Genomic DNA, 19,538 nt, shown 5'->3' on the forward strand with positions numbered 1-19,538 from the left:
GGCCGTTCGTGGACCCGGGCACCTAGACTCGCCTCGTGAGCCAGCCACCCCAGGAGCCGGCGTCCCCCGAGGACGTGCAGGACACCGCCGCACCCGCCGACGCCGTCGAGGACGCGCCCACCGCCGCGGCGCCGCCCGACGCCGACGCAGCCGCGGTCGAGCCCGACCCGCACGCCCCGGTCGTGGTCGAGGCCGACACCGAGATCCCGGCCGCGGAGGAGCACCCCGTCGCGGACGAGCACCCCGTCGCGGACGAGGAGGCGCAGGGCGGCTCAGGCAGCGCGGAGGACCCCACCCCGCCCGACGTGCCCGCCGGTGAGACCGATCCCGACGGTGAGCCGTCCGCCGTCACCGGAGCGCCCGCCGACGCTCCGGCCGAAACCCCCACCGAGGCTCCCGCCGGGGCGCCCGCCGAGGCCCCGGCCGCGGCAGGTGTCCCGCACCCCACGCCCGCCGCCCTGCCCCGTCCCGCCCAGCCCCCCACACCGCACCCGGCGCCCGAGCCCGCCGCCGCGGCGCCGCTCCCGCTGCCGACCGCCCAGCACGTGCCCAGCGAGGTGTCCGCGTCCTTCGGGCGCGTCGACGAGAACGGCACCGTCTGGGTGCGCCGCAAGGACGGCGAGCAGGAGGTCGGGCAGTACCCCGGCGCCACGCCCGAGGAGGCCCTGGCCTACTTCGTGCGCAAGTTCGAGGAGGTCGTCGCCCAGGTCGACCTGTTCGAGCAGCGCCTGCGCAGCACCGAACTGAGCAGCCGCGACATCATGGCCGGCGTCAACGGGCTGCGCACCGCCGTCGCGGAGACCCACTCCGTCGGTGACGTCGACGGCCTCGCCGCCCGGGTGGAGGCGCTGGCGACCATCGCCGAGGAGGCCCGCGCCGCCGCCGACCGCGCCCGCGCCGAGACCCGCGAGCGCCTGCGCGTGCAGCGCGTGGCCATCGTGGAGGAGGCGGAGTCCATCGCGGGGCAGGACCCCGAGCGCATGCAGTGGAAGAGCGCCGGGGAGCGCCTGCGCGACCTGTTCACCGCGTGGCAGGGCGCCCAGCGCGAGGGCCGCCTCGACAAGCGCAGCGAGGAGGAGCTGTGGAAGCGGTTCAGCCACGCCCGCAGCGCCTTCGACAAGGCCCGCCGCCACCACTTCGCCGCCCTCAACGAGCAGCGCGGCGGCATCCGCTCCGAGAAGGAGAAGCTCGTCGCGGAGGCCGAGGCGCTCTCGTCCTCCACCGACTGGCGCGGCACGTCGGCGGCGTACCGGACGCTCATGGATCGCTGGAAGGCCGCCGGGCGCCTGGGCCGCAAGGACGACGACGCCCTGTGGGCGAAGTTCCGCGCCGCGCAGGACGCGTTCTTCGCCGCCCGCACGGCCGCCAACGAGCAGGTCGACGAGGAGTTCCGCGGCAACCTGCACGTCAAGGAGGCCCTGCTCGCCGAGGCCGAGGCCCTGCTGCCCGTGCGGGACCTCGGTGCCGCGAAGGCCGCGCTGCGCGACATCCAGGACCGCTGGGAGGCCGCGGGCAAGGTGCCCCGGGCCGACCTCGGGCGGATCGAGGGCCGGATGCGCACGGTGGAGAACGCCGTGCGCGACGCCGAGCAGGACCGCTGGAAGCGCAGCAACCCCGAGGCCCGCGCCCGCGCGCAGGGTGTGGTGGCCCAGCTGGAGGCCGGGATCCGCGACCTGGAGGCGGACGTGGAGACGGCCCGCGCCCGCGGCGACGCGCGCCGGCTCAAGCGCGCCGAGGAGGCCCTGCGCGCCCGGCAGGAGTGGCTGGAGCAGGCCCGCGGCACCCTGCGGGACGTCTCGGGCTGATCCGCTCTCCCGGACGGGACCGGCTCGCCGGTCCCGTCCGGGGGCGTCCACAGGGCCGCTACCGGGTGCGCCCGTCCACAGCCCGCGCCCGGCGCGCCCGCGCCGGGCCCCCGGTGCGGTGGGGTGCGGGTGTGCCTGCCGAGCGAACCCCTCCCGCCGACGGTCCTCCGGGCCCCGACCGGCTCACCGCCCGGCTGGGCGCGTGCCGGCCGCCGGACGTGACCGTCCCCTGGCTGCCCGAGGGCCCGGACGCCGAGCGCGAGGTGCGCCGCTGGCTGCAGGAGGGTCTCGTCCAGAGCGTCCTGGGGCGGGTCGTCGTCGCGGCCGGGGTGGAGCTGGACCGCTCCCGGCGTGCTGCGGCGCTGTGCGCCCTGGTGCCGCCGGGGGCGGTGGTCGTGGGTGCGTCCGCCGCGTGGCTGCACACCGGCGGCCCCGCCGCGCTGCCCGTGGACGTCGCCCTGGCGCGCACCGCAGCGCGCACCGCCCAGCGGCACGCCACCGCGGGCACGGCGCCGCTGTCCGTCTCCTCCTCCGTGCCGCCCGCGCGGGACGTCGTGCACGTCGCCGGGCTGGCGGTCACCACCCCGGCGCGCACGGCGGTGGACCTGGCGCGCACGGCCGCGCCCGGCACCGTGCCGCAGGCGCTCGTGGCGCTGCTGCGGCTCGGGCCGGGCGCCGCGGACCTCGGCGCCCAGCTCGCGGACATGGCCGGGGTGCGGAACGTGCGGCACGCCCGTCAGGTGCTCGCCGCGGCCGGTGCCCCGCTCAGCTGCGCGCCCGCCCCGCCGTGACGCGGTAGGCGTCGAACACGCCGTCCACGCGGCGCACCGCGTTGAGGACGTGCCCGAGGTGCTTGGGGTCGGCCATCTCGAACTGGAACTTGGAGACGGCCACGCGGTCCCTGCTCGTGCTCACGGTGGCGGAGAGGATGTTGACGTGGTTGTCCGACAGGACCCGCGTCACGTCCGACAGCAGCCTGGCCCGGTCCAGCGCCTCGACCTGGATCTGCACGAGGAAGCACGTCGCGGACGTCGGCGCCCACTCCACGGACACCAGCCGCTCGGGCTGCTGGCGCAGGACCTCGACGTTGTCGCAGTCCTCCCGGTGCACCGACACCCCGGCCCCGCGCGTGACGAACCCGACGATCGGGTCACCCGGCACGGGTGTGCAGCACTTGGCGAGCTTGGCCCACACGTCCCCCGCGCCGTTGACGAGGATGCCGGCGTCCCCGGTGCGGGAGCGGCGCGTCGAGCCCGGGGTGGTGGCCTCGGCGAGGTCCTCCTCCGCGCCGGCCTCCCCGCCGACCGCGGCCACGAGGCGGTCCACGACGTTGGCCGCCGAGATGTGGCCCTCCCCGACCGCCGCGTACAGCGAGGAGACGTCGGGGTAGCGCATGTCCCGGGCCAGGGCCAGCAGGGAGTCGTGCGACATCAGGCGCTGCAGCGGCAGGTGCTGCTTGCGCATCGCCTTGGCGATGGCGTCCTTGCCCTGCTCGATGGCCTCCTCGCGGCGCTCCTTGGAGAACCACTGGCGGATCTTGTTGCGGGCGCGGGGGCTCTTGACGAAGGAGAGCCAGTCCCGGCTCGGCCCGGCGCCGTCGGCCTTGGAGGTGAAGACCTCCACGAGGTCGCCGTTGTCGAGGGTCGACTCCAGCGGCACGAGACGGCCGTTGACGCGGGCGCCCATGGTGCGGTGCCCGACCTCGGTGTGCACGGCGTAGGCGAAGTCCACGGGGGTGGACCCGGCGGGCAGCGCCACCACGTCCCCCTTGGGCGTGAAGACGAACACCTCGGAGGCGTTGATCTCGAACCGCAGGGAGTCCAGGAACTCCCCCGGGTCGGAGGTCTCCCGCTGCCAGTCCAGCACCTGCCGCAGCCAGGACAGGTCGGTGGTGGAGTCCACGCCCTTGACGCCCGCGTCGCCCGCGGCGTCGGCGGTGTCCTTGTACTTCCAGTGCGCCGCGACGCCGTACTCGGCGCGGCGGTGCATCAGGTGGGTGCGGATCTGGATCTCCACGGGCTTGCCCTGCGGCCCGATGACCGTCGTGTGCAGCGACTGGTACATGTTGAACTTGGGCATCGCGATGTAGTCCTTGAAGCGCCCCGGGACGGGGTTCCACCGCGCGTGCAGGGCGCCCAGGACCGCGTAGCAGTCGCGGACGGTGTCGACGAGGACGCGGACCCCGACGAGGTCGTAGATCTCTGCGAAGTCGCGGCCGCGCACGATCATCTTCTGGTAGATCGAGTAGTAGTGCTTGGGCCGGCCGGTGACGGTGGCGCGGATGCGCGCGGCGCGCAGGTCGGCGCTGACCTGCTCGCGCACCCCGGCCAGGTACTCCTCGCGCGCCGGGGCCCGCTCGGACACCAGGCGCACGATCTCGTCGAAGCGCTTGGGGTACACCGTCGCGAACGACAGGTCCTCCAGCTCCCACTTGATCGTGTTCATGCCGAGGCGGTGCGCCAGCGGGGCGTAGATCTCCAGGGTCTCGCGGGCCTTCTTCTCCGCCGAGGCCGCCGAGACGTAGCGCCAGGTCCGGGCGTTGTGCAGCCGGTCGGCGAGCTTGATGACGAGGACGCGGATGTCCTTGGCCATGGCGACGACCATCTTGCGGACGGTCTCGGCCTGCGCGGCGTCGCCGTAGGTGACCTTGTCGAGCTTCGTCACCCCGTCGACGAGCATGGCGATCTCGTCACCGAACTCCGCCCGCAGCTGGGTGATCGTGTAGTCGGTGTCCTCCACCGTGTCGTGCAGCAGGGCCGCGGCCAGCGTCGGCGGCGTCATGCCCAGCTCGGCGAGGATCGTGGCCACCGCCACGGGGTGGGTGATGTACGGGTCGCCGCTCTTGCGGCGCTGCCCCTCGTGGGCCTTCTCCGCCCGCAGGTACGCGCGCTCCACGACGCTGACGTCGGCCTTGGGGTGGGTGCCGCGCAGCGTGCGCAGCAGCGGCTCCAGCACCGGGGACACCGTCGACTGGCGCTGCTGGCCGAAGCGGGCCAGGCGGGAGAGCATCCGGCTGGCGGTCACCGGCCCGGCGCCGGGAGCCTCCGCGGGGCGCGGGGGCTCGCGCCGGGCGGGCTCCGCGGGGCCGGGTACCGCGCCCGGCTGGGCGGCCTCGCCGACCGCGGTGGACGCGGCCGACGAACCGGAACGCGCGGGCACCACGTCCTCGCTGCTGTACTGCTCGGCCATGGGGAACCTCCTCGCGTGTTCATCCAGTCTAGGAGGCGCGCGCGCAGAAGGTGGGGCGACGGTCGCGGAGGTGGGCCGGACGTGTCCTGCGCACGGCGGGCCGGCGCGCCGTGCGGGGAGCCTCAGACGGTGAGCGTGGCGGTGACCGGGCGCTCCCCCAGGCGGGCGCGCCCGCCCAGCGCGGTCAGCTCCAGGAGCACGTGCACGCCGACGACCTCGGCGCCGGCCTCCTCCAGCAGCTCGCACGCCGCGCGGGCGGTGCCGCCGGTCGCGAGGACGTCGTCCACGACCAGCACCCGCTGCCCGGGCCGCACGCCGTCCGCGAGCAGCTCCACCGCCGCGGTGCCGTACTCCAGGGAGTACTCCCGCCGCAGGGGCCGCCCCGGCAGCTTGCCCGCCTTGCGCACGGGCAGGAAGCCGGCGCCGGCGGCCACGGCGGCGGGCGCGGCGAGGAGGAAGCCGCGCGCCTCCAGGCCCGCGACCGCCTCGGCCCGCACGGCGCGGGCCCGCTCGGCGACGTCCGCCACGACGGCCGCGAAGGCCGCCGCGTCGGCCAGCAGCGGGGTGATGTCCTTGAACGTCACGCCCGGCTGCGGCCAGTCCGGCACGTCCCGCACGAGCGCGGAGACGAGGCCGGCGGCACCGGTGGCGGTGCCGGTGGTGGTGCCGGTGGCGGTCACGCGGGTGCCGGCGCGTCGGATGCGCTCGCGCCGCTGCGGCGGGCGAGGACCTCGCGGGTGTGCTTCGCGATGTGGGGCTCGCGCTCGCGCAGGTCCACCAGCAGCGGCGTGGCGATGAAGATGGAGGAGTAGGCGCCGACCAGCATGCCGATGAAGAGGGCCAGCGCGATGTCGCGCAGGGTCCCGGCGCCGAGCAGGAAGGCGCCGATGAACAGGATGGCCGCCACCGGGAGCAGCGCCACCACGGAGGTGTTGATCGAGCGCACGACGGTCTGGTTGACCGCGAGGTTGGCGGCCTCGTGGTACGTCTGCGTCTGCGAGTCGGTGATCTTGTTGGTGTTCTCGCGGACCTTGTCGAACACCACGACCGTGTCGTAGAGGGAGTAGCCGAGGATCGTCAGGAAGCCGATCACGGACGCGGGGGTCACCTCGAACCCGACGAGGGCGTAGATGCCCGCGGTGAGGACGAGGTCGTGCACCAGCGCGACCATCGCCGCCACGGCCATGGCCCAGGTGCGGAAGTACACGGCCATGACGATCGCGACGAGGACGAAGAAGACGCCGATCGCGATGAGCGCCTGGCGGGTCACGTCCGCACCCCAGCTCGGGCCGATGCTGGAGGAGGCAACGTCGCCCGGCTGCACGCCGTACGCCTCGGCGAGCGCGGCGCGGACGCGGTCCAGGTCGGCGCTCTCCAGCTGCTCGGCCTGCACGCGCACGCTGTCGTCGCCGACCTGCGTGATGAGCGGCACCGTGGTGCCCTGCGGCAGGGCCTCCTCGACGGCCTCGCGCGCCGGGCCCACACCCTGCGTGGCGTTGCTGACGACGAACTCCGAGCCGCCGGTGAACTCCAGCCCGGCGTGGAAACCCGGCTTGAACATCGCGATCGTGGACACCAGGAAGATGACCACCGCGATGATGTAGAAGATCTTGCGGCGTCCGACGAAGTCGTACGAGGTCTCACCGGTGTAGAGCCGGTTGCCCAGGTCCGCCATGCCCATCAGGCGTCGCCTCCCGCGTCGGTGCTGCTCTGGGCGCGGGCCGCCGCACGGCGGGCCGCGATCGTCTCGCGCTTCTCGCCGGCGCCGCTGCGGACGGCGGTGCGGGCGACGACGGAGCCGAGGTGGACGGGGTCGAACCCGGACAGCTTGTGCCCGCCCCCGAAGAACTTCGTGCGCGCCATGACCGCGACCACGGGGTGGGTGAAGAGGAACACCACCGCGACGTCGACGAGGGTGGTGACGCCGAGGGTGAAGGCGAAGCCCTGCACGTTGCCGGTGGACAGCACGAACAGGACCACCGCCGAGAGCAGGGTGACCGCGTCGGAGATGAGGATGGTGCGCCGCGCGCGGTGCCAGCCCACCTCGACGGCGGAGACGAGGCCGCGCCCGTCGCGGATCTCGTCGCGGACGCGCTCGAAGAAGACGATGAAGGAGTCCGCCGTCACGCCGATCGCGACGATGAGGCCGACGATGCCCGCCAGCGACAGCCGGTAGTCCTGCACCCAGCTGAGCAGCGCGATGACGATGTACGTCAGGGCCGCGGCGATCCCGAGGCTGCCGACCGTCACCAGGCCCAGGGCGCGGTACTGCACCAGGGAGTAGACGACGACGAGGACCAGGCCGATGAGGCCGGCGAGCAGGCCGTTGCGGAGCTGGTCCTGGCCGAGGGTCGCCGAGACCTGCTGCTCGGTCTGCACGTCGAAGGACAGCGGCAGCGCGCCGAAGCGCAGCTGGCTGGCGAGGGTCTCGGTCTCCTCCTGCGTGAAGTCGCCCTCGATCTGGGCGCTGCCGCCGGGGATGGGCCCGCGGACGCTGGGGGCGGTGATGACCAGGCCGTCCAGCACGATCGCGAAGGCGTTCTGCGGCTCGGGCAGGGCGGAGATGCGCTTGGTGGTCTCCTCGAACGCCCGTGCGCCGGCGCCGTTGAAGCGCATGTTGACCACCCACCCGCCGGTGGGGACGCCCTGCTCGTTCTGCGCCTGGGCGGAGGAGGCGTCGGTGATCGCGGTGCCCTCCAGCTCCACCGGGCCGAGGACGTACTTGAAGGCACCCTCCGAGCCGCAGGTGACGAGGGGCTTCTTGGCGTCATCGACGACGGTGCCCGCCCACTTGTCCGGGTTGGCGCAGTCCAGCTCGACGATGAGGCGCTGGACGTCGGGCGTCAGCCACGCCTGGTCGCTGTTGCTCGTGGGCTGCGGGGTGGGGGCGTCGGTGGGCTGCCCCGGCGGGCCCGTGGGGCTCGGCGCGGGCGCCGCGTCGGTGGGTGCGGGCGCGGCCGGCGCAGGGGCCCCGTCCGTGGGTGCCGGCGCGGCGGGCGCGGGCGCCGCGTCGGTGGGTGCCGGCGCGGGGGGCGCCGGGGTGGCGGCCAGCAGCGCCCGGGGCACGACGGCGCCGTTGCCGCTCTGGGTGGGGGACGGCGCGGGCTCGGCCGGTGCGGCGGGGTTCGCGGGCGGTGCGGCGGGGTCCGCGGGCGGTGCGGCGGGGTCCGCGGGCGGTGCGGCGGGGTCCGCGGGCGGCGCGGCGGGGTCGCCCTCGGCCGGGGGTGCCTGCACCTGCGGAGCCGGGCCCGCCCCGGTCACGGCGATGACGGGCCGGAACCGCAGCTGGGCGGAGCGCCGGACGAGGTCCAGCGTCTCCCGGCTCGGCGTGCCAGGGATGGAGACGGAGATGTTGCGCCCGCCCTGCACCTGCACCTGCGCCTCGGTGACACCGGTGGAGTTCACGCGGCGGCTGATGATCGCCACGGCGCGCTCGAGGTTCTCCGGCGTCACCTCCGCACCGTTGGTGGAGCGGGGCGTGAGGATGACCTGGGTGCCGCCCTCGAGGTCCAGGGCCAGGCCGGGCCGGAACGTGGCCTCCCCCCAGCGCACTCCCGCGGCGAGACCGCCGAACAGGAGCGCGAGGATGATGCCGAGCACGACGAGCGTGCGGCCGGGTCGGGAACGCCGGGGGGCTCTGCTGGGGGGCACGTTGTACCTCGAGTCAGGGTGCGGCGTGGCCGGGCCGGCCAGCGCACGTCAGATAGTCACTACCCGTCAATCGATGCTGCCACATCTGTGACGTGTCGGGACGGGAGCGGGACGGGTCGGTCAGGGCTGGGGGCGGTCCTCACCGGTGGGCGAGCCGGCTCCCTTGGTCAGGTCGAGCCCGGCGGCACCGGCGATCGGCGCGGTGCCGGGGGCGTCGACGACCCGGGCCACCGCGCGGCGGGTCCAGCGCATGCGCACCCCGGAGGCGACCTCGAGGACCATGTCGTCGCCCTCGACGGCGACGACCGTGCCGTACAGGCCGGAGGAGGTCATGACGTGCGCGCCGGGGCCGAGGCTGCCCAGCAGCTGCTGCTGCGCCTTCTGCTGCTTGCGGCTCCGCGAGAACATCAGGAACAGCAGGCCCAGCATCAGCAGGAGGAAGAGGAGCTGCGGGTCGAGCACCGTGCACGTCCTTTCCCGCGGGCGAGGACACCCCCAGCGGCACCCGCCGGCATCGGGCCGGCGCGCGGTGGACGGGGGGCACCGCACCGCGTTCCCCTCCGTCCGGGGCGCAGTCTAGACACGCCACCCGTTCGGGCCTTGCAACCGCGCGCGCGGCGCGTCCGGCCTCAGCCGCCGGGCTCCTCCTCGGCCGCGGCCGGCTCGGGGTCCAGCGCGAGCTGCCACGCGGAGCCGCGCGGCGGGGTCAGGCCCAGGTGGGCCCACGTCTCCGGCAGGGCCACCCGCCCGCGCGGCGTGCGCCCGAGCAGGCCCTCGCGCACCAGGAACGGCTCGGCGACCGTCTCCACGGTCTCCGCCTCCTCCCCCACGACCACGGCCAGGGTCGACAGGCCCACGGGCCCGCCGCCGAAGCGCCGGCACAGCGCGTCGAGGACGGCGCGGTCCAGCCGGTCCAGGCCGCGCTCGTCCACCTCGTAGACGAGCAGGGCGGCGCGCGCGGCGCGGCGGTCGACGATGCCGCTGCCGCGCACCTGCGCCCAGTCCCGCACCCGCCGCAGCAGCCGGTTCGCGATGCGCGGCGTGCCCCGCGAGCGCCGGCCGATCTCCTCCGCACCCTCGGCGGTGAGCTGCACCCCGAGCAGGACCGCGGAGCGGCGCAGCACCTGCACGAGCTCGGCGGGGGTGTAGAAGTCGAGGTAGCCGGTGAAGCCGAAGCGGTCCCGCAGCGGGGCGGGCAGCAGCCCGGCGCGGGTGGTGGCGCCCACCAGCGTGAAGCGGGGCAGCTCCAGCGGGATGGCCGTGGCTCCGGGGCCCTTGCCGACGACGACGTCGACGCGGTAGTCCTCCATCGCCATGTAGAGCATCTCCTCCGCCGGGCGCGCCATGCGGTGGATCTCGTCGAGGAAGAGCACCTCCCCCTCGTCCAGGGAGGACAGCACCGCCGCCAGGTCCCCGGCGTGCTGGATCGCCGGGCCGCTGGACTGGCGCAGCGGCGCGCCCATCTCCGCCGCCACGATCATCGCCAGCGTCGTCTTGCCCAGCCCCGGCGGACCGGAGAACAGGACGTGGTCGGCGGGCGCCCCGCGCTTGCGGGCGGCGGCCAGCACGAGCTGCAGCTGCTCGCGCACCACCGTCTGCCCGACGAACTCCGCCAGGTCGTGCGGGCGCAGCGCGGACTCGGCGGCCCGCTCCAGGGCGTCGGCGCCCTGGGCGACCACGCGCTCGCCCTCCCGCGCCCCCTGCTCGGCCACGTCAGGTCCTGCTCAGGTGCCGCAGGGCCGCGCGCAGCGCCGCCGCCACGTCGCCGCCACCGGGCACCGGCCCGTCGGGTGCGGTGACGGCGTCCACCGCCTCACCCGCCTGCTTCGCGGCCCAGCCGAGCCCGACGAGGGCCTCGACCACGTCCTCGCGCCACCCGGAGCCCTCCCGCGGCGTGGGCACCGTCTCGCCCAGCGGCCCCGTGGGCGGCCCGAGGCGGTCACCCAGCTCCAGCACGATGCGCTGGGCGCCCTTGCGCCCGATGCCCGGCACCCGCACGAGCGCGGCGAGGTCCTCCCCCGCCACCGCGGCGCGCAGGCCGTCGGGGCGGTGCACCGCGAGCATCGCCAGCGCCAGGCGGGGCCCGACCCCGGACACCGTCTGCAGGACCTCGAAGACCTCGCGCTCGTCGGCGTCGGCGAAGCCGAAGAGCGTCAGGGAGTCCTCGCGCACGACCAGGCTGGTCGCCAGGGTCGCCTCCTCCCCCACCCGCAGCGGCGCCAGGGTGGCCGGGGCGGCGTGCACCAGCATCCCGACCCCGCCGACCTCGACCACCGCGGAGTCCAGCCGCACCGCGAGCACCCGCCCGCGCACCGACGCGATCACCCGTCCACCCCGCTCCACCGCCCGGCGCTGCGCAGCCGGGCACCCGATCCGGGCACCCGGCGGGAAGGCCCGCCCGGGAGGACCCGGCTCCGAACACCTGTACGAGGACACCGTAGCGAGCGGCACCGACCCCCCGCGCGCACCGCGGCACGACACCCCGCGTGCACCGCGGCACGACACCCCGGCAGGCTGGCACCCGTGAGCCACGAGCAGCACGACAACCCCCGCCAGAACGTCACCTTCCCCGCGTCCCGCGCCGACGGGGCCGACCACGCCCACGGCTACCTCGCCGTGCCCGCGGCGGGCTCGGGCCCCGGCGTGATCGTCGTGCAGGAGTGGTGGGGCCTGACGGACCACGTCGTCGGCATCGTCGACCGCCTCGCCGCCGAGGGCTTCGTCGCCCTCGCGCCGGACCTCTACGGCGGGCGGACCACCCACGACGCCGCCGAGGCGCTGCGGATGCTGCAGGAGCTGCCCGCGGAGCGGGCCGCTCGGGACCTGGCCGGAGCCGTGGACCACCTCCTCGCCCTGCCGCAGGTGACGTCGTCCACCGTGGGCGCCGTGGGCTTCTGCATGGGCGGGCGCTTCGTCCTGACGCTGGCCGCGCAGCAGGGCCCGCGCATCGGCGCCGCGGTGCCCTGGTACGGCCTGGCCCCGGAGGGCACCGACTTCTCCGGGCTCACCGCCGCCGTGCTCGGGCACTTCGGCGAGCGCGACACCTCCGTGCCTCTCGACGCCGTGCACGCCACCGCCGCCGCGATCGGCGAGCAGACCGGCCGGGCGCCGGAGTTCCACGTGTACCCGGCGGGGCACGCCTTCTACAACGACGAGGGCGCGAACCACGACCCGGAGCAGGCCGAGCTGGCGTGGTCGCGGACGACGGCGTTCCTGCGCGAGCACCTGCGCTGAGCCGCCGGTGGGCGCGCGTCCACGGCGGGCGGGTGCGCCGCCGGCTCAGGACGGCGGGGCGCCCCCGCACGGGCCGACCGGCACCGGCAGCGGCCCGCCGTCGCGCGTGGCGCTGCTGCACGTCACCGTCACCGGGTGCTCCTCCTCGTTCCAGACGAAGAGGTGCCGCGTGTTCCACACGAACGCGGCGCCGTGCACCCGCGAGGCGCCGCAGCGCTCCACGTCGATCCCGCTGCCGTTGCGGGACAGCCGGGTCCGCTCCACCAGGAGGCCGGGATCGGACTGGTGGCACCAGATCCCGACCCGGTTGCGGCGCACCTCGGCGTCACGGACGACGACCGCGTCCGCCGCCTCGAACATGTACACCCCGCGGTCGTTGCGCTCGACCAGGGCGCCCTCCACGCGCAGCCTCCCGCCGAAGACCGCCGAGGCGCCCGTGCTGTTGCCGGTCAGCCGCGTCGACCTCAGCGTCAGCTCTCCGCGGGACCACGCCGAGGCGCCGGCGCCGTTGCCCGTGAGGTGCACCCCGCGCACCTCCGCGCTGCCGGGCGCACCCTCGCCACCGCCGGTCTCGATCCCCGCCCACACCCCGGCGTTCCAGCCGCGGACCTCGCCGTTGCGGACCACGACCCCGCTCGCCCGGACCCGGATGCCCTCTCCCACCCGCACCGGCGGCCCGGGGCGCAGCGGCCCGACGATCGCGTGGCCGTTGAGGTTGACGTCCACCCCGTCGGCGGCGACGACGAGCCCGCCGCCGGCCGGGCAGACGAGGTCGGCGTTCAGGCGCACGTCGGTGGTGACGGCCTGCCCGCACACCGGGTGCACCGGCCGCGGGGCCGCTGCGGCCGGTGGGCCCCACGCGGTGGTCGCCGCGCAGAGCACGACCACCGCCGCGCCGGGGACGGACCGGGACCTCACGGCGTCCCCTCCGCCGAGCCGCAGGGGACGCGGCGGACGCCCGTGGGGGCCGGCCCGCCGAGGTAGGTCGTGCACGCGCTGACGACGGGCCCGCCGCGGACGAGGACGTGGCTGTCGTTGGCGGCGAACGCGGAGCGGCGCAGGGCGGCGCCCTCGCAGTCCTCGAAGGAGGCGCCGGTGACGTTGCCCGCGACGACGGAGCGGTCGACCACCACGACGCCACCGGCGCAGCTCACGCCGACGCCGTTGCCCCGCACCACGGTGTGCATGAGGCCCAGCGGTGCACCGAGCCGGGAGGTGACCACGGCGACGGCGCCCACGGAGTTGCCGACGAGGGCGGAGGAGTACACGTGCAGGGCGCCGTCGGCCCCGAGGCGGAGTCCCGCGCCGTTGCCCGAGGCGGTCACCCGCCGTGCCGTGGCGTCGCCGAGGGGACGCACGTCCAGGCCGACGCCGGAGCGCTCCAGGCGCACGCCCTCGACGGTGAGGCCGGCCAGGTCCGCGGGGAAGCCGGGCTCGCCGTCCACGCCGACCTGCACCGCCTCCTCCCAGCCCGTGACCCGCCCGTCGCGGACCCGCACGCCCTCGGCGGCGACGCGCAGGCCGGTGCCGGTGCCGCCGCCGCGCACGGTGTGGCCGGCGAGGTCGAGGACGAGGCCCTCCCCGGCCAGGACCAGCCCGTCCCCGGCCGGGCAGTGCAGGTCCGCGCCCAGCGTGGTGTCGGCGGTCAGCACCGCCCCGCAGCGCGGAGCGGGGGCGGGACCCGGCGCGGCGGCGGCGGGTGCGGAGGGGACCAGGAGGACGGCCGCCGCGGCCGGCGCCAGGGCGCGGCGCACGAGCCGCAGGAGGGGGGTGGGGGAGGTCGGCACGGTGGGTCTCCGATCGGCCGCCGCGCGCGGCGCCGGCCCTGGTGGGGAGGCGTTACCAGGCGGGCGGCGGGGTGCAGGTGCCGGTGGGCAGGAACGGCGGGTCACCGCCGAGGAAGGCGGTGCAGCCCGCGGTGGGCATCTCCTCGGGGATGCCGTCCGTCCACACGTGCAGGTCGTTGGACAGGAACACCGAGCGCCCGATCCACGACCCGGAGCAGGTGAAGGAGTGGAAGCCCGTCCCGTTGCGGGTGACGAGGCTGCGGTCGAGCACGATGTGGCCCTGGGAGCAGGCGAGGCCCGTGTCGTTGTCCCGCACGGTGGAGGACGTGACGCGCAGAGGGCTGCCCTCCAGCCCCTGCAGCCCGAGGCGGTTGTCCCGCACGGTGGAGCCGGTCAGCCGCAGCTCGCCGCCGTGATCGGTGCGGGCGCCGGTGCCGTTGCCGCCGAGGGTGGAGCGGGAGGCCGTGACCCGGGAGCCGTCGACGACGGCCAGGCCCATCCGGGCGCCGGAGACCGTCAGGCGGTCGAGGTGCAGCAGGACGGGCTCGTCCTCCTCCCAGGACCCGCCTGCACCGCCGAAGTCGGTCTCGCTCGACTCCAGCCCGGCGAAGACCCCGGTGTCCCAGCCCTCCAGGGTGCCGTTGCGGACCTGGACGTACGGCTCGGTGACGGACACTGCGATGCCGCGGTCGCCGCTGAGCCGGTGCCCGCCGAGGTCGAGGACCACGCCGGGCTCGCGCACGCGCAGTCCCGTGCCGCCGGGGCAGTGCAGGTCGCGGGTGAGGCGGGCGTCGGCGGTCAGGACCGCTCCGCAGGTGACGGCGGCGGTCGCGGCGGCGGCCGGGGCGGCGGGCAGGAGCAGCCCGGTCGTCAGCGCGGCGAGCAGCCCGCCGAGCAGGGCGGCGGGGCGGGCGCGCACGTCGGCACGGACACGCATGGGGCTCCCCCCTGGGCCACGGATGCACCGAGCGTACTCATGCGATCACTGTCGGGGAAGGCTCCCGGGTGGGGTGCGCCGGCCCCGCGCGGCCCGGGCCGCCTCCGCGTACCCGTTGCGCCGCCCCGTCACCAGCGCCGTGTGCGCCGCGGCTTCCAGCCGGGTGCCGGCCGCACCCCGCCACAGGTGGCACAGCGCCAGGGCCAGGGCGTCCGTCGCGTCGGCCGGGCGCGGGGCCTCGGCCAGGCCCAGGATGCGCGTCACCATCGCTGCCACCTGCGCCTTCTCCGCCCGGCCGGAGCCGGTGACCGCGGCCTTGACCTCGCTCGGGGTGTGCGTGCCCACGGGCAGCCCACGCCGCGCGGCGGCGACCAGGACCAGGCCCGCGGCCTGCGCGGTGCCCATCACCGAGCGCACGTTGGCCTGCGCGAACACCCGCTCCACGGCGACCACGTCCGGGGAGTGCTCGTCCAGCCACTCCTCCAGCCCCTCGCTCACGGCGAGCAGCCGCTGCGGCACGGGGTCGGTGGCGGGGGTGCGCACGAGCCCGACGGCCACCATCCGGGCGCGCCCGCCGGTGGAGGCGTCGACGACCGCCAGCCCGCACCGGGTCAGGCCGGGGTCCACCGCCAGGACGCGCACGGCCCCACCCTCGCACGTGGCGGGGGCGGGGCCGGTCGGCGCGGGTGCTCAGGCGTCCTCGAGGGCCGCCATCACCTCGTCGGAGACGTCGTAGTTGGCGAAGATGTTCTGCACATCGTCGCAGTCGTCGAGGGCGTCGATGAGCCGGAACACCTTCGCGGCGCCGTCGGCGTCCAGCGGGACCTGCACGCTGGGCACGAAGGAGGCGTCGGCGGAGTCGTAGTCGATGCCCGCGCCCTGCAGCGCCTCGCGCACCGCGACGAGGTCGGTCGCCTCGCAGAGGATCTCGAAGGTGTCGCCCTGGTCGGTGACCTCCTCGGCGCCGGCCTCCAGGACGGCCATGAGCACGTCGTCCTCGGTCAGCTCGGTGCCGGCCTTCCCGATCACCACGACGCCCTTGCGGGAGAACATGTAGGCGACGCTGCCGGGGTCCGCGAGGCTGCCGCCGTTGCGCGACATCCGGGTGCGGACCTCCATGGCGGCGCGGTTCTTGTTGTCCGTGAGGCACTCCACGAGCATCGCGACGCCGCTGGGGCCGTAGCCCTCGTACATGATCGTCTGCCAGTCGGCGCCGCCGGCCTCGGCACCGGAGCCGCGCTTGACGGCGTTGTTGATGTTGTCCGCGGGCACCGAGGACTTCTTCGCCTTCTGGATGGCGTCGAACAGCGTCGGGTTGCCCGCCGGGTCCCCGCCGCCGGTGCGCGCCGCGACCTCGATGTTCTTGATGAGGCGGGCGAACATCTTGCCGCGCTTGGCGTCGACGACGGCCTTCTTGTGCTTGGTCGTCGCCCACTTGGAGTGGCCGGACATGTGCTTCCCCTCAGCTCGCGTGCGCCGTGCCGGACCCGCCCGGGGCCCCGCCCCGCTTCCGCGCGGCCACCATGCGCACGAACGCGCGGTGCACACGGGTGTCCCCCGTGATCTCCGGGTGGAAGGACGTGGCCAGCAGGTTCTCGTGCCGAACAGCGACGATCCTACCCGCGGCCGGACCGGAGCCCACGCGGGCGAGCACCTCGACTCCCTCACCGGCCTCCTCCACCCACGGCGCGCGGATGAACACCGCCCGCACCGGGCCGTCCTCCACACCCGTGACCGGCAGGTCCTCCTCCCAGGAGACGACCTGCCGGCCGAACGCGTTGCGCCTGACGAGCACGTCCAGGCCGCCGAGGGTGCGCTGGCCGGGGGCGGCGTCCGCGAGCCGGTCGGCCAGCAGGATCATGCCCGCGCAGGAGCCGTACGCCGGCAGACCCGAGGCGATCGCCGCGCGCAGCGGCTCGCGCAGCCCGAACACCCCGAGCAGCCGGTCCATGGTGGTGGACTCCCCACCGGGCAGGACGATGCCGTCCACCCCGGCCAGCTCGCTCTCGCGGCGCACGGGGACGGCGCGCGCGCCGACGGCCTCCAGCGCCGCGACGTGCTCGCGGACGTCGCCCTGCATCGCGAGGACCCCCACGACGGGCCGCTCCTGCGTCCCGGGGGCGGTCGGCGGGGCGGCGGGCGGGGTCTGCGTGCTCACCGGAGAAGGGTAAGGAGCCGCGGGCGGCGCGGCGTGCGGGGCTAGCCTCGGCAGGTGAGCGAGACCCCCGGCACCTTGCAGGAGCGGGCCGCGGCCCTGGACGCGACCGGCCTCGCCGCCCGCACCCGCGGGCGCTTCGAGCTGCCCGCGGACCTGACGTACCTGGACGGCAACTCCCTGGGCGCCCTGCCGCGCGCGGTGCCGGCGGTGGTCGCCGACGTCGTGGCGCGGCAGTGGGGCACCGACCTCATCGCCTCCTGGAACGCCAACGGATGGTGGGAGGCGCCGCTGCGGGTGGGCGACGCGCTCGGCCGGCTCGTGGGGGCGGCGCCGGGCCAGGTGGCGGTGACGGACTCCACGTCGGTGAACCTCTTCAAGTGCTACGTGGCCGCGGCGCGGCGGCGGCCCGGGCGGCGGGTCGTCGTGACCGACCCGGACTCCTTCCCCACCGACCTGCACGTGCTCTCCGGCGCCGCGCGCCTGGCGGACCTGGAGGTCCTCACCGCCCGGGTGCCGGACATCCCCGGCGTGCTCGCCGCCCGGGGCGCGGAGGTGGCCTGCGTGGCGGTGTCCGAGGTGGACTACCGCACGGGCGAGCGGTGGGACCTGCCCGCCCTGACCCACGCGGCGCACGAGGTGGGTGCGCTGGCGCTGTGGGACCTGTGCCACTCCGCGGGCGCGCTGGACGTCCGGCTGGACGAGGGCGGCGCGGACCTGGCGGTGGGCTGCGGCTACAAGTACCTCAACGGCGGGCCCGGGGCACCGGCGTTCTGCTACGTCGCGCGGCGGCACCAGGCGGGGTTCGACTCGCCGCTGACGGGCTGGCAGGGGCACGCCACCCCGTTCGCGATGGTCGGGGAGCACGTGGCCGCCGACGGTGTGGGCCGGGTGCGGGTCGGGACGCCGCCGATGCTGTCGCTGCTGGCGCTGGAGGCGGCGCTGACGGCGTTCGAGGGGGTCTCCCCTGCGCAGCTGCGCGCCGCGGCGCTGTCGGTGACGGGCTTCTTCCTCGACTGCGCGCGGGAGCTGCTGCCGCAGGTGGCGGTGGCGACCCCCGCGCAGGACGCCCGCCGGGGCGCGCAGGTGGCGCTGCGGCACCCGCAGGCCTACGCGGTGGTGCAGGCGCTGATCGCGCGCGGCGTGGTCGGTGACTTCCGGGAGCCGGACGTCGTGCGCCTCGGCTTCGCGCCCCTGTACGTCACGCACGCCGACGCGCTGCACGCCGCGCGCGAGCTGCGGGCGGTCCTGGACGCCGGGGAGCACCTGCAGCCGCGCTTCGCGGTGCGGGCCGCGGTGACCTGAGCATCCCGGGCGGTGGCCGGGACGCGGCTCAGCCCACGTCGCGCAGGACGCCGTCCCAGCCGCCGAGCAGGTCCTCGACGATCGCCGCGAGGCCGGGCGGGTACACGGTGTCGGAGGTGGCCGCGAGCTCCGCGGTGCTCCACCAGCGCAGCTCCTCCAGCGTGGCCCGCTCCAGCTCCGTCCAGCCGGCGCGGTCCAGGACGGGTGCCCGCTCCAGCCGCAGCACGTAGACCAGCTCCCGCTGGCGGCAGCGCTGCCCGAGCCAGCCGAACTCCGGCTCCCGGCGCAGCACCGGTCCCTGCAGGGCAGCCGGGTCGGCGAGGACGCCCGTCTCCTCCGCCAGCTCCCGCGCGGCGGCGGTGCGGGCGTCCTCCTCCTCGCCGATGCCACCGCCGACGGGGAACCACCAGCGCTCCCCGGGCCGGTGTGCGGGGTCCGAGCCGCGCACCAGCAGCACGCGGCCCGCGTCGTCGAGGACGAGGACGCGGGCCGCGCTGCGGGTGCGCACGCCGTCGGGGTCGGTGCCCCACTCGGGGCCCAGCGGGTCCGGCGGCGGCGTCGCGGTCACCAGCCGCGGGTGGCCAGGCGGTGCGGCTCGGGCACGGCCTCGACGTTGATCCCGACCATGGCCTCACCGAGGCCGCGGGAGACCTTCGCCAGCACGTCGGGGTCGTCGTGGAAGGTGGTGGCCTTCACGATCGCCTCGGCGCGCTGGACGGGGTTGCCGGACTTGAAGATGCCGGAACCCACGAAGACGCCCTCGGCGCCGAGCTGCATCATCATCGCCGCGTCGGCGGGGGTGGCGATGCCGCCGGCGGTGAAGAGCACCACGGGCAGGGAGCCGCGCTCGGCGACCTCCTTGACCAGCTCGTAGGGCGCCTGCAGCTCCTTGGCGGCGACGAACAGCTCGTCGGGGCTCATCGAGCGCAGGCGGTTGATCTCGCCGCGGATGGTGCGCATGTGGGTCGTGGCGTTGGACACGTCGCCGGTGCCGGCCTCGCCCTTGGAACGGATCATCGCCGCGCCCTCGGTGATGCGGCGCAGCGCCTCGCCCAGGCCGGTCGCGCCGCACACGAACGGCACGGTGAAGGCGTGCTTGTCGATGTGGTGGGTGTAGTCGGCGGGGGTGAGGACCTCGGACTCGTCGATGTAGTCGACCCCGAGGGACTGCAGGATCTGCGCCTCCACGAAGTGCCCGATGCGGGCCTTGGCCATGACCGGGATGGACACCGAGGCGATGATGCTCTCGATCATGTCGGGGTCGCTCATGCGGGCCACGCCGCCCTGGGCGCGGATGTCGGCGGGCACGCGCTCCAGCGCCATGACGGCCACGGCACCGGCGTCCTCGGCGATGCGGGCCTGCTCGGCGGTGACCACGTCCATGATGACGCCGCCGCGCAGCTGCTGGGCCATGCCGCGCTTGACGCGGTCCGTGCCGACCGCCGGGGCGTCGCCGCCCACCGCGGGTGTGGGGG

The 19,538-nt window shown here is 75.8% G+C and carries 19 protein-coding genes; 4 read left to right on the top strand and 15 right to left on the bottom strand.

Translation table 11 applies throughout. From position 1 onward, the window contains the following. Positions 1–35: 35 nt before the first annotated feature. Together ACYQBY_RS02655 and ACYQBY_RS02660 are read left to right on the top strand one after the other, a co-directional pair. Positions 36–1,805: a DUF349 domain-containing protein gene (locus tag ACYQBY_RS02655; RefSeq protein ID WP_459642244.1), complete on the top strand. Its 1,770-nt coding sequence runs from the start codon at positions 36–38 to the stop codon at positions 1,803–1,805. 131 nt (positions 1,806–1,936) lie between these two features. Further along, a complete protein-coding gene (locus tag ACYQBY_RS02660; RefSeq protein WP_459642245.1) occupies positions 1,937–2,596 on the top strand; it encodes a hypothetical protein in 660 nt (219 codons plus the stop codon). Here ACYQBY_RS02660 and ACYQBY_RS02665 read toward each other — a convergent pair. The 7 genes from ACYQBY_RS02665 to ruvA all read right to left on the bottom strand — a co-directional run bounded on the left by ACYQBY_RS02665 (position 2,571) and on the right by ruvA (position 10,970). After that, positions 2,571–4,994, bottom strand: coding sequence for a RelA/SpoT family protein (locus ACYQBY_RS02665; RefSeq protein WP_459642246.1), 2,424 nt, complete (start codon positions 4,992–4,994; stop codon positions 2,571–2,573). The genes ACYQBY_RS02660 and ACYQBY_RS02665 overlap by 26 nt on opposite strands. Before the next feature lie 122 nt (positions 4,995–5,116). Further along, positions 5,117–5,674 (bottom strand): adenine phosphoribosyltransferase, encoded by a 558-nt coding sequence (locus ACYQBY_RS02670; protein ID WP_459642247.1) that lies wholly within the window; start codon positions 5,672–5,674, stop codon positions 5,117–5,119. Next, positions 5,671–6,675, bottom strand: a complete 1,005-nt coding sequence (gene secF, locus ACYQBY_RS02675; RefSeq protein ID WP_459642248.1) for a protein translocase subunit SecF — start codon at positions 6,673–6,675, stop codon at positions 5,671–5,673. Before secF ends, ACYQBY_RS02670 begins: the two co-directional genes overlap by 4 nt. Next, entirely contained in the window at positions 6,675–8,594 is a 1,920-nt protein-coding gene (secD, locus tag ACYQBY_RS02680; protein ID WP_459642249.1) for a protein translocase subunit SecD, read from the bottom strand. The genes secF and secD overlap by 1 nt, the downstream gene beginning before the upstream one ends. A gap of 171 nt (positions 8,595–8,765) precedes the next feature. Next, positions 8,766–9,107, bottom strand: coding sequence for a preprotein translocase subunit YajC (yajC, locus tag ACYQBY_RS02685; RefSeq protein ID WP_459642250.1), 342 nt, complete (start codon positions 9,105–9,107; stop codon positions 8,766–8,768). 167 nt (positions 9,108–9,274) lie between these two features. Continuing rightward, positions 9,275–10,357, bottom strand: a complete 1,083-nt coding sequence (gene ruvB, locus ACYQBY_RS02690; RefSeq protein ID WP_459642251.1) for a Holliday junction branch migration DNA helicase RuvB — start codon at positions 10,355–10,357, stop codon at positions 9,275–9,277. A gap of 1 nt (position 10,358) precedes the next feature. Next, on the bottom strand, positions 10,359–10,970 hold the full coding sequence (gene ruvA / locus ACYQBY_RS02695; protein ID WP_459642252.1) for a Holliday junction branch migration protein RuvA: 612 nt from the start codon (positions 10,968–10,970) through the stop codon (positions 10,359–10,361). A gap of 198 nt (positions 10,971–11,168) precedes the next feature. Between ruvA and ACYQBY_RS02700 the strand changes: the two genes are divergently transcribed. Continuing rightward, entirely contained in the window at positions 11,169–11,879 is a 711-nt protein-coding gene (locus ACYQBY_RS02700) for a dienelactone hydrolase family protein (RefSeq protein WP_459642253.1), read from the top strand. A 45-nt stretch (positions 11,880–11,924) separates the two neighbouring features. Here the strand turns inward: ACYQBY_RS02700 and ACYQBY_RS02705 are convergent, their stop codons facing one another. Genes ACYQBY_RS02705 through pdxT form a run of 6 tightly spaced genes read right to left on the bottom strand, consistent with a single transcriptional unit; the run spans position 11,925 to position 16,761 of the window. Next, positions 11,925–12,797: a right-handed parallel beta-helix repeat-containing protein gene (locus ACYQBY_RS02705; RefSeq protein WP_459642254.1), complete on the bottom strand. Its 873-nt coding sequence runs from the start codon at positions 12,795–12,797 to the stop codon at positions 11,925–11,927. After that, on the bottom strand, positions 12,794–13,666 hold the full coding sequence (locus ACYQBY_RS02710; RefSeq protein ID WP_459642255.1) for a hypothetical protein: 873 nt from the start codon (positions 13,664–13,666) through the stop codon (positions 12,794–12,796). The genes ACYQBY_RS02705 and ACYQBY_RS02710 overlap by 4 nt, the downstream gene beginning before the upstream one ends. A 52-nt stretch (positions 13,667–13,718) precedes the next feature. Then, positions 13,719–14,603, bottom strand: coding sequence for a NosD domain-containing protein (locus tag ACYQBY_RS02715; protein ID WP_459642256.1), 885 nt, complete (start codon positions 14,601–14,603; stop codon positions 13,719–13,721). A gap of 45 nt (positions 14,604–14,648) precedes the next feature. After that, on the bottom strand, positions 14,649–15,245 hold the full coding sequence (gene ruvC / locus ACYQBY_RS02720; RefSeq protein WP_459642257.1) for a crossover junction endodeoxyribonuclease RuvC: 597 nt from the start codon (positions 15,243–15,245) through the stop codon (positions 14,649–14,651). A 48-nt stretch (positions 15,246–15,293) separates the two neighbouring features. Further along, entirely contained in the window at positions 15,294–16,055 is a 762-nt protein-coding gene (locus ACYQBY_RS02725) for a YebC/PmpR family DNA-binding transcriptional regulator (protein ID WP_459642258.1), read from the bottom strand. Between the two features lie 10 nt (positions 16,056–16,065). Beyond that, positions 16,066–16,761: a pyridoxal 5'-phosphate synthase glutaminase subunit PdxT gene (gene pdxT, locus ACYQBY_RS02730; protein WP_459642259.1), complete on the bottom strand. Its 696-nt coding sequence runs from the start codon at positions 16,759–16,761 to the stop codon at positions 16,066–16,068. Positions 16,762–16,815: 54 nt separating this feature from the next. Between pdxT and ACYQBY_RS02735 the strand changes: the two genes are divergently transcribed. Beyond that, complete coding sequence (locus ACYQBY_RS02735) at positions 16,816–18,063, top strand: aminotransferase class V-fold PLP-dependent enzyme (RefSeq protein WP_459642260.1); 1,248 nt, start codon at positions 16,816–16,818, stop codon at positions 18,061–18,063. A 28-nt stretch (positions 18,064–18,091) separates the two neighbouring features. On the opposite strand, the gene ACYQBY_RS02740 is transcribed toward ACYQBY_RS02735, so the two are convergent. Together ACYQBY_RS02740 and pdxS are read right to left on the bottom strand one after the other, a co-directional pair. Further along, positions 18,092–18,631 (bottom strand): NUDIX hydrolase, encoded by a 540-nt coding sequence (locus ACYQBY_RS02740; protein ID WP_459642261.1) that lies wholly within the window; start codon positions 18,629–18,631, stop codon positions 18,092–18,094. Next, positions 18,628–19,524: a pyridoxal 5'-phosphate synthase lyase subunit PdxS gene (pdxS, locus tag ACYQBY_RS02745; protein WP_459642453.1), complete on the bottom strand. Its 897-nt coding sequence runs from the start codon at positions 19,522–19,524 to the stop codon at positions 18,628–18,630. Before pdxS ends, ACYQBY_RS02740 begins: the two co-directional genes overlap by 4 nt. Positions 19,525–19,538 lie beyond the last annotated feature (14 nt).

This window comes from Kineococcus anabasis (genome assembly GCF_054590795.1).

What these genes read in the sequence shown, in the direction of transcription:
- ACYQBY_RS02715 (WP_459642256.1), bottom strand. Translation starts at nt 14,603, where the DNA reads ATGCGTGTCCGTGCCGACGTGCGCGCCCGCCCCGCCGCCCTGCTCGGC.
- secF (WP_459642248.1), bottom strand. Translation starts at nt 6,675, where the DNA reads ATGGGCATGGCGGACCTGGGCAACCGGCTCTACACCGGTGAGACCTCG.
- ACYQBY_RS02725 (WP_459642258.1), bottom strand. Translation starts at nt 16,055, where the DNA reads ATGTCCGGCCACTCCAAGTGGGCGACGACCAAGCACAAGAAGGCCGTC.
- ACYQBY_RS02665 (WP_459642246.1), bottom strand. Translation starts at nt 4,994, where the DNA reads ATGGCCGAGCAGTACAGCAGCGAGGACGTGGTGCCCGCGCGTTCCGGT.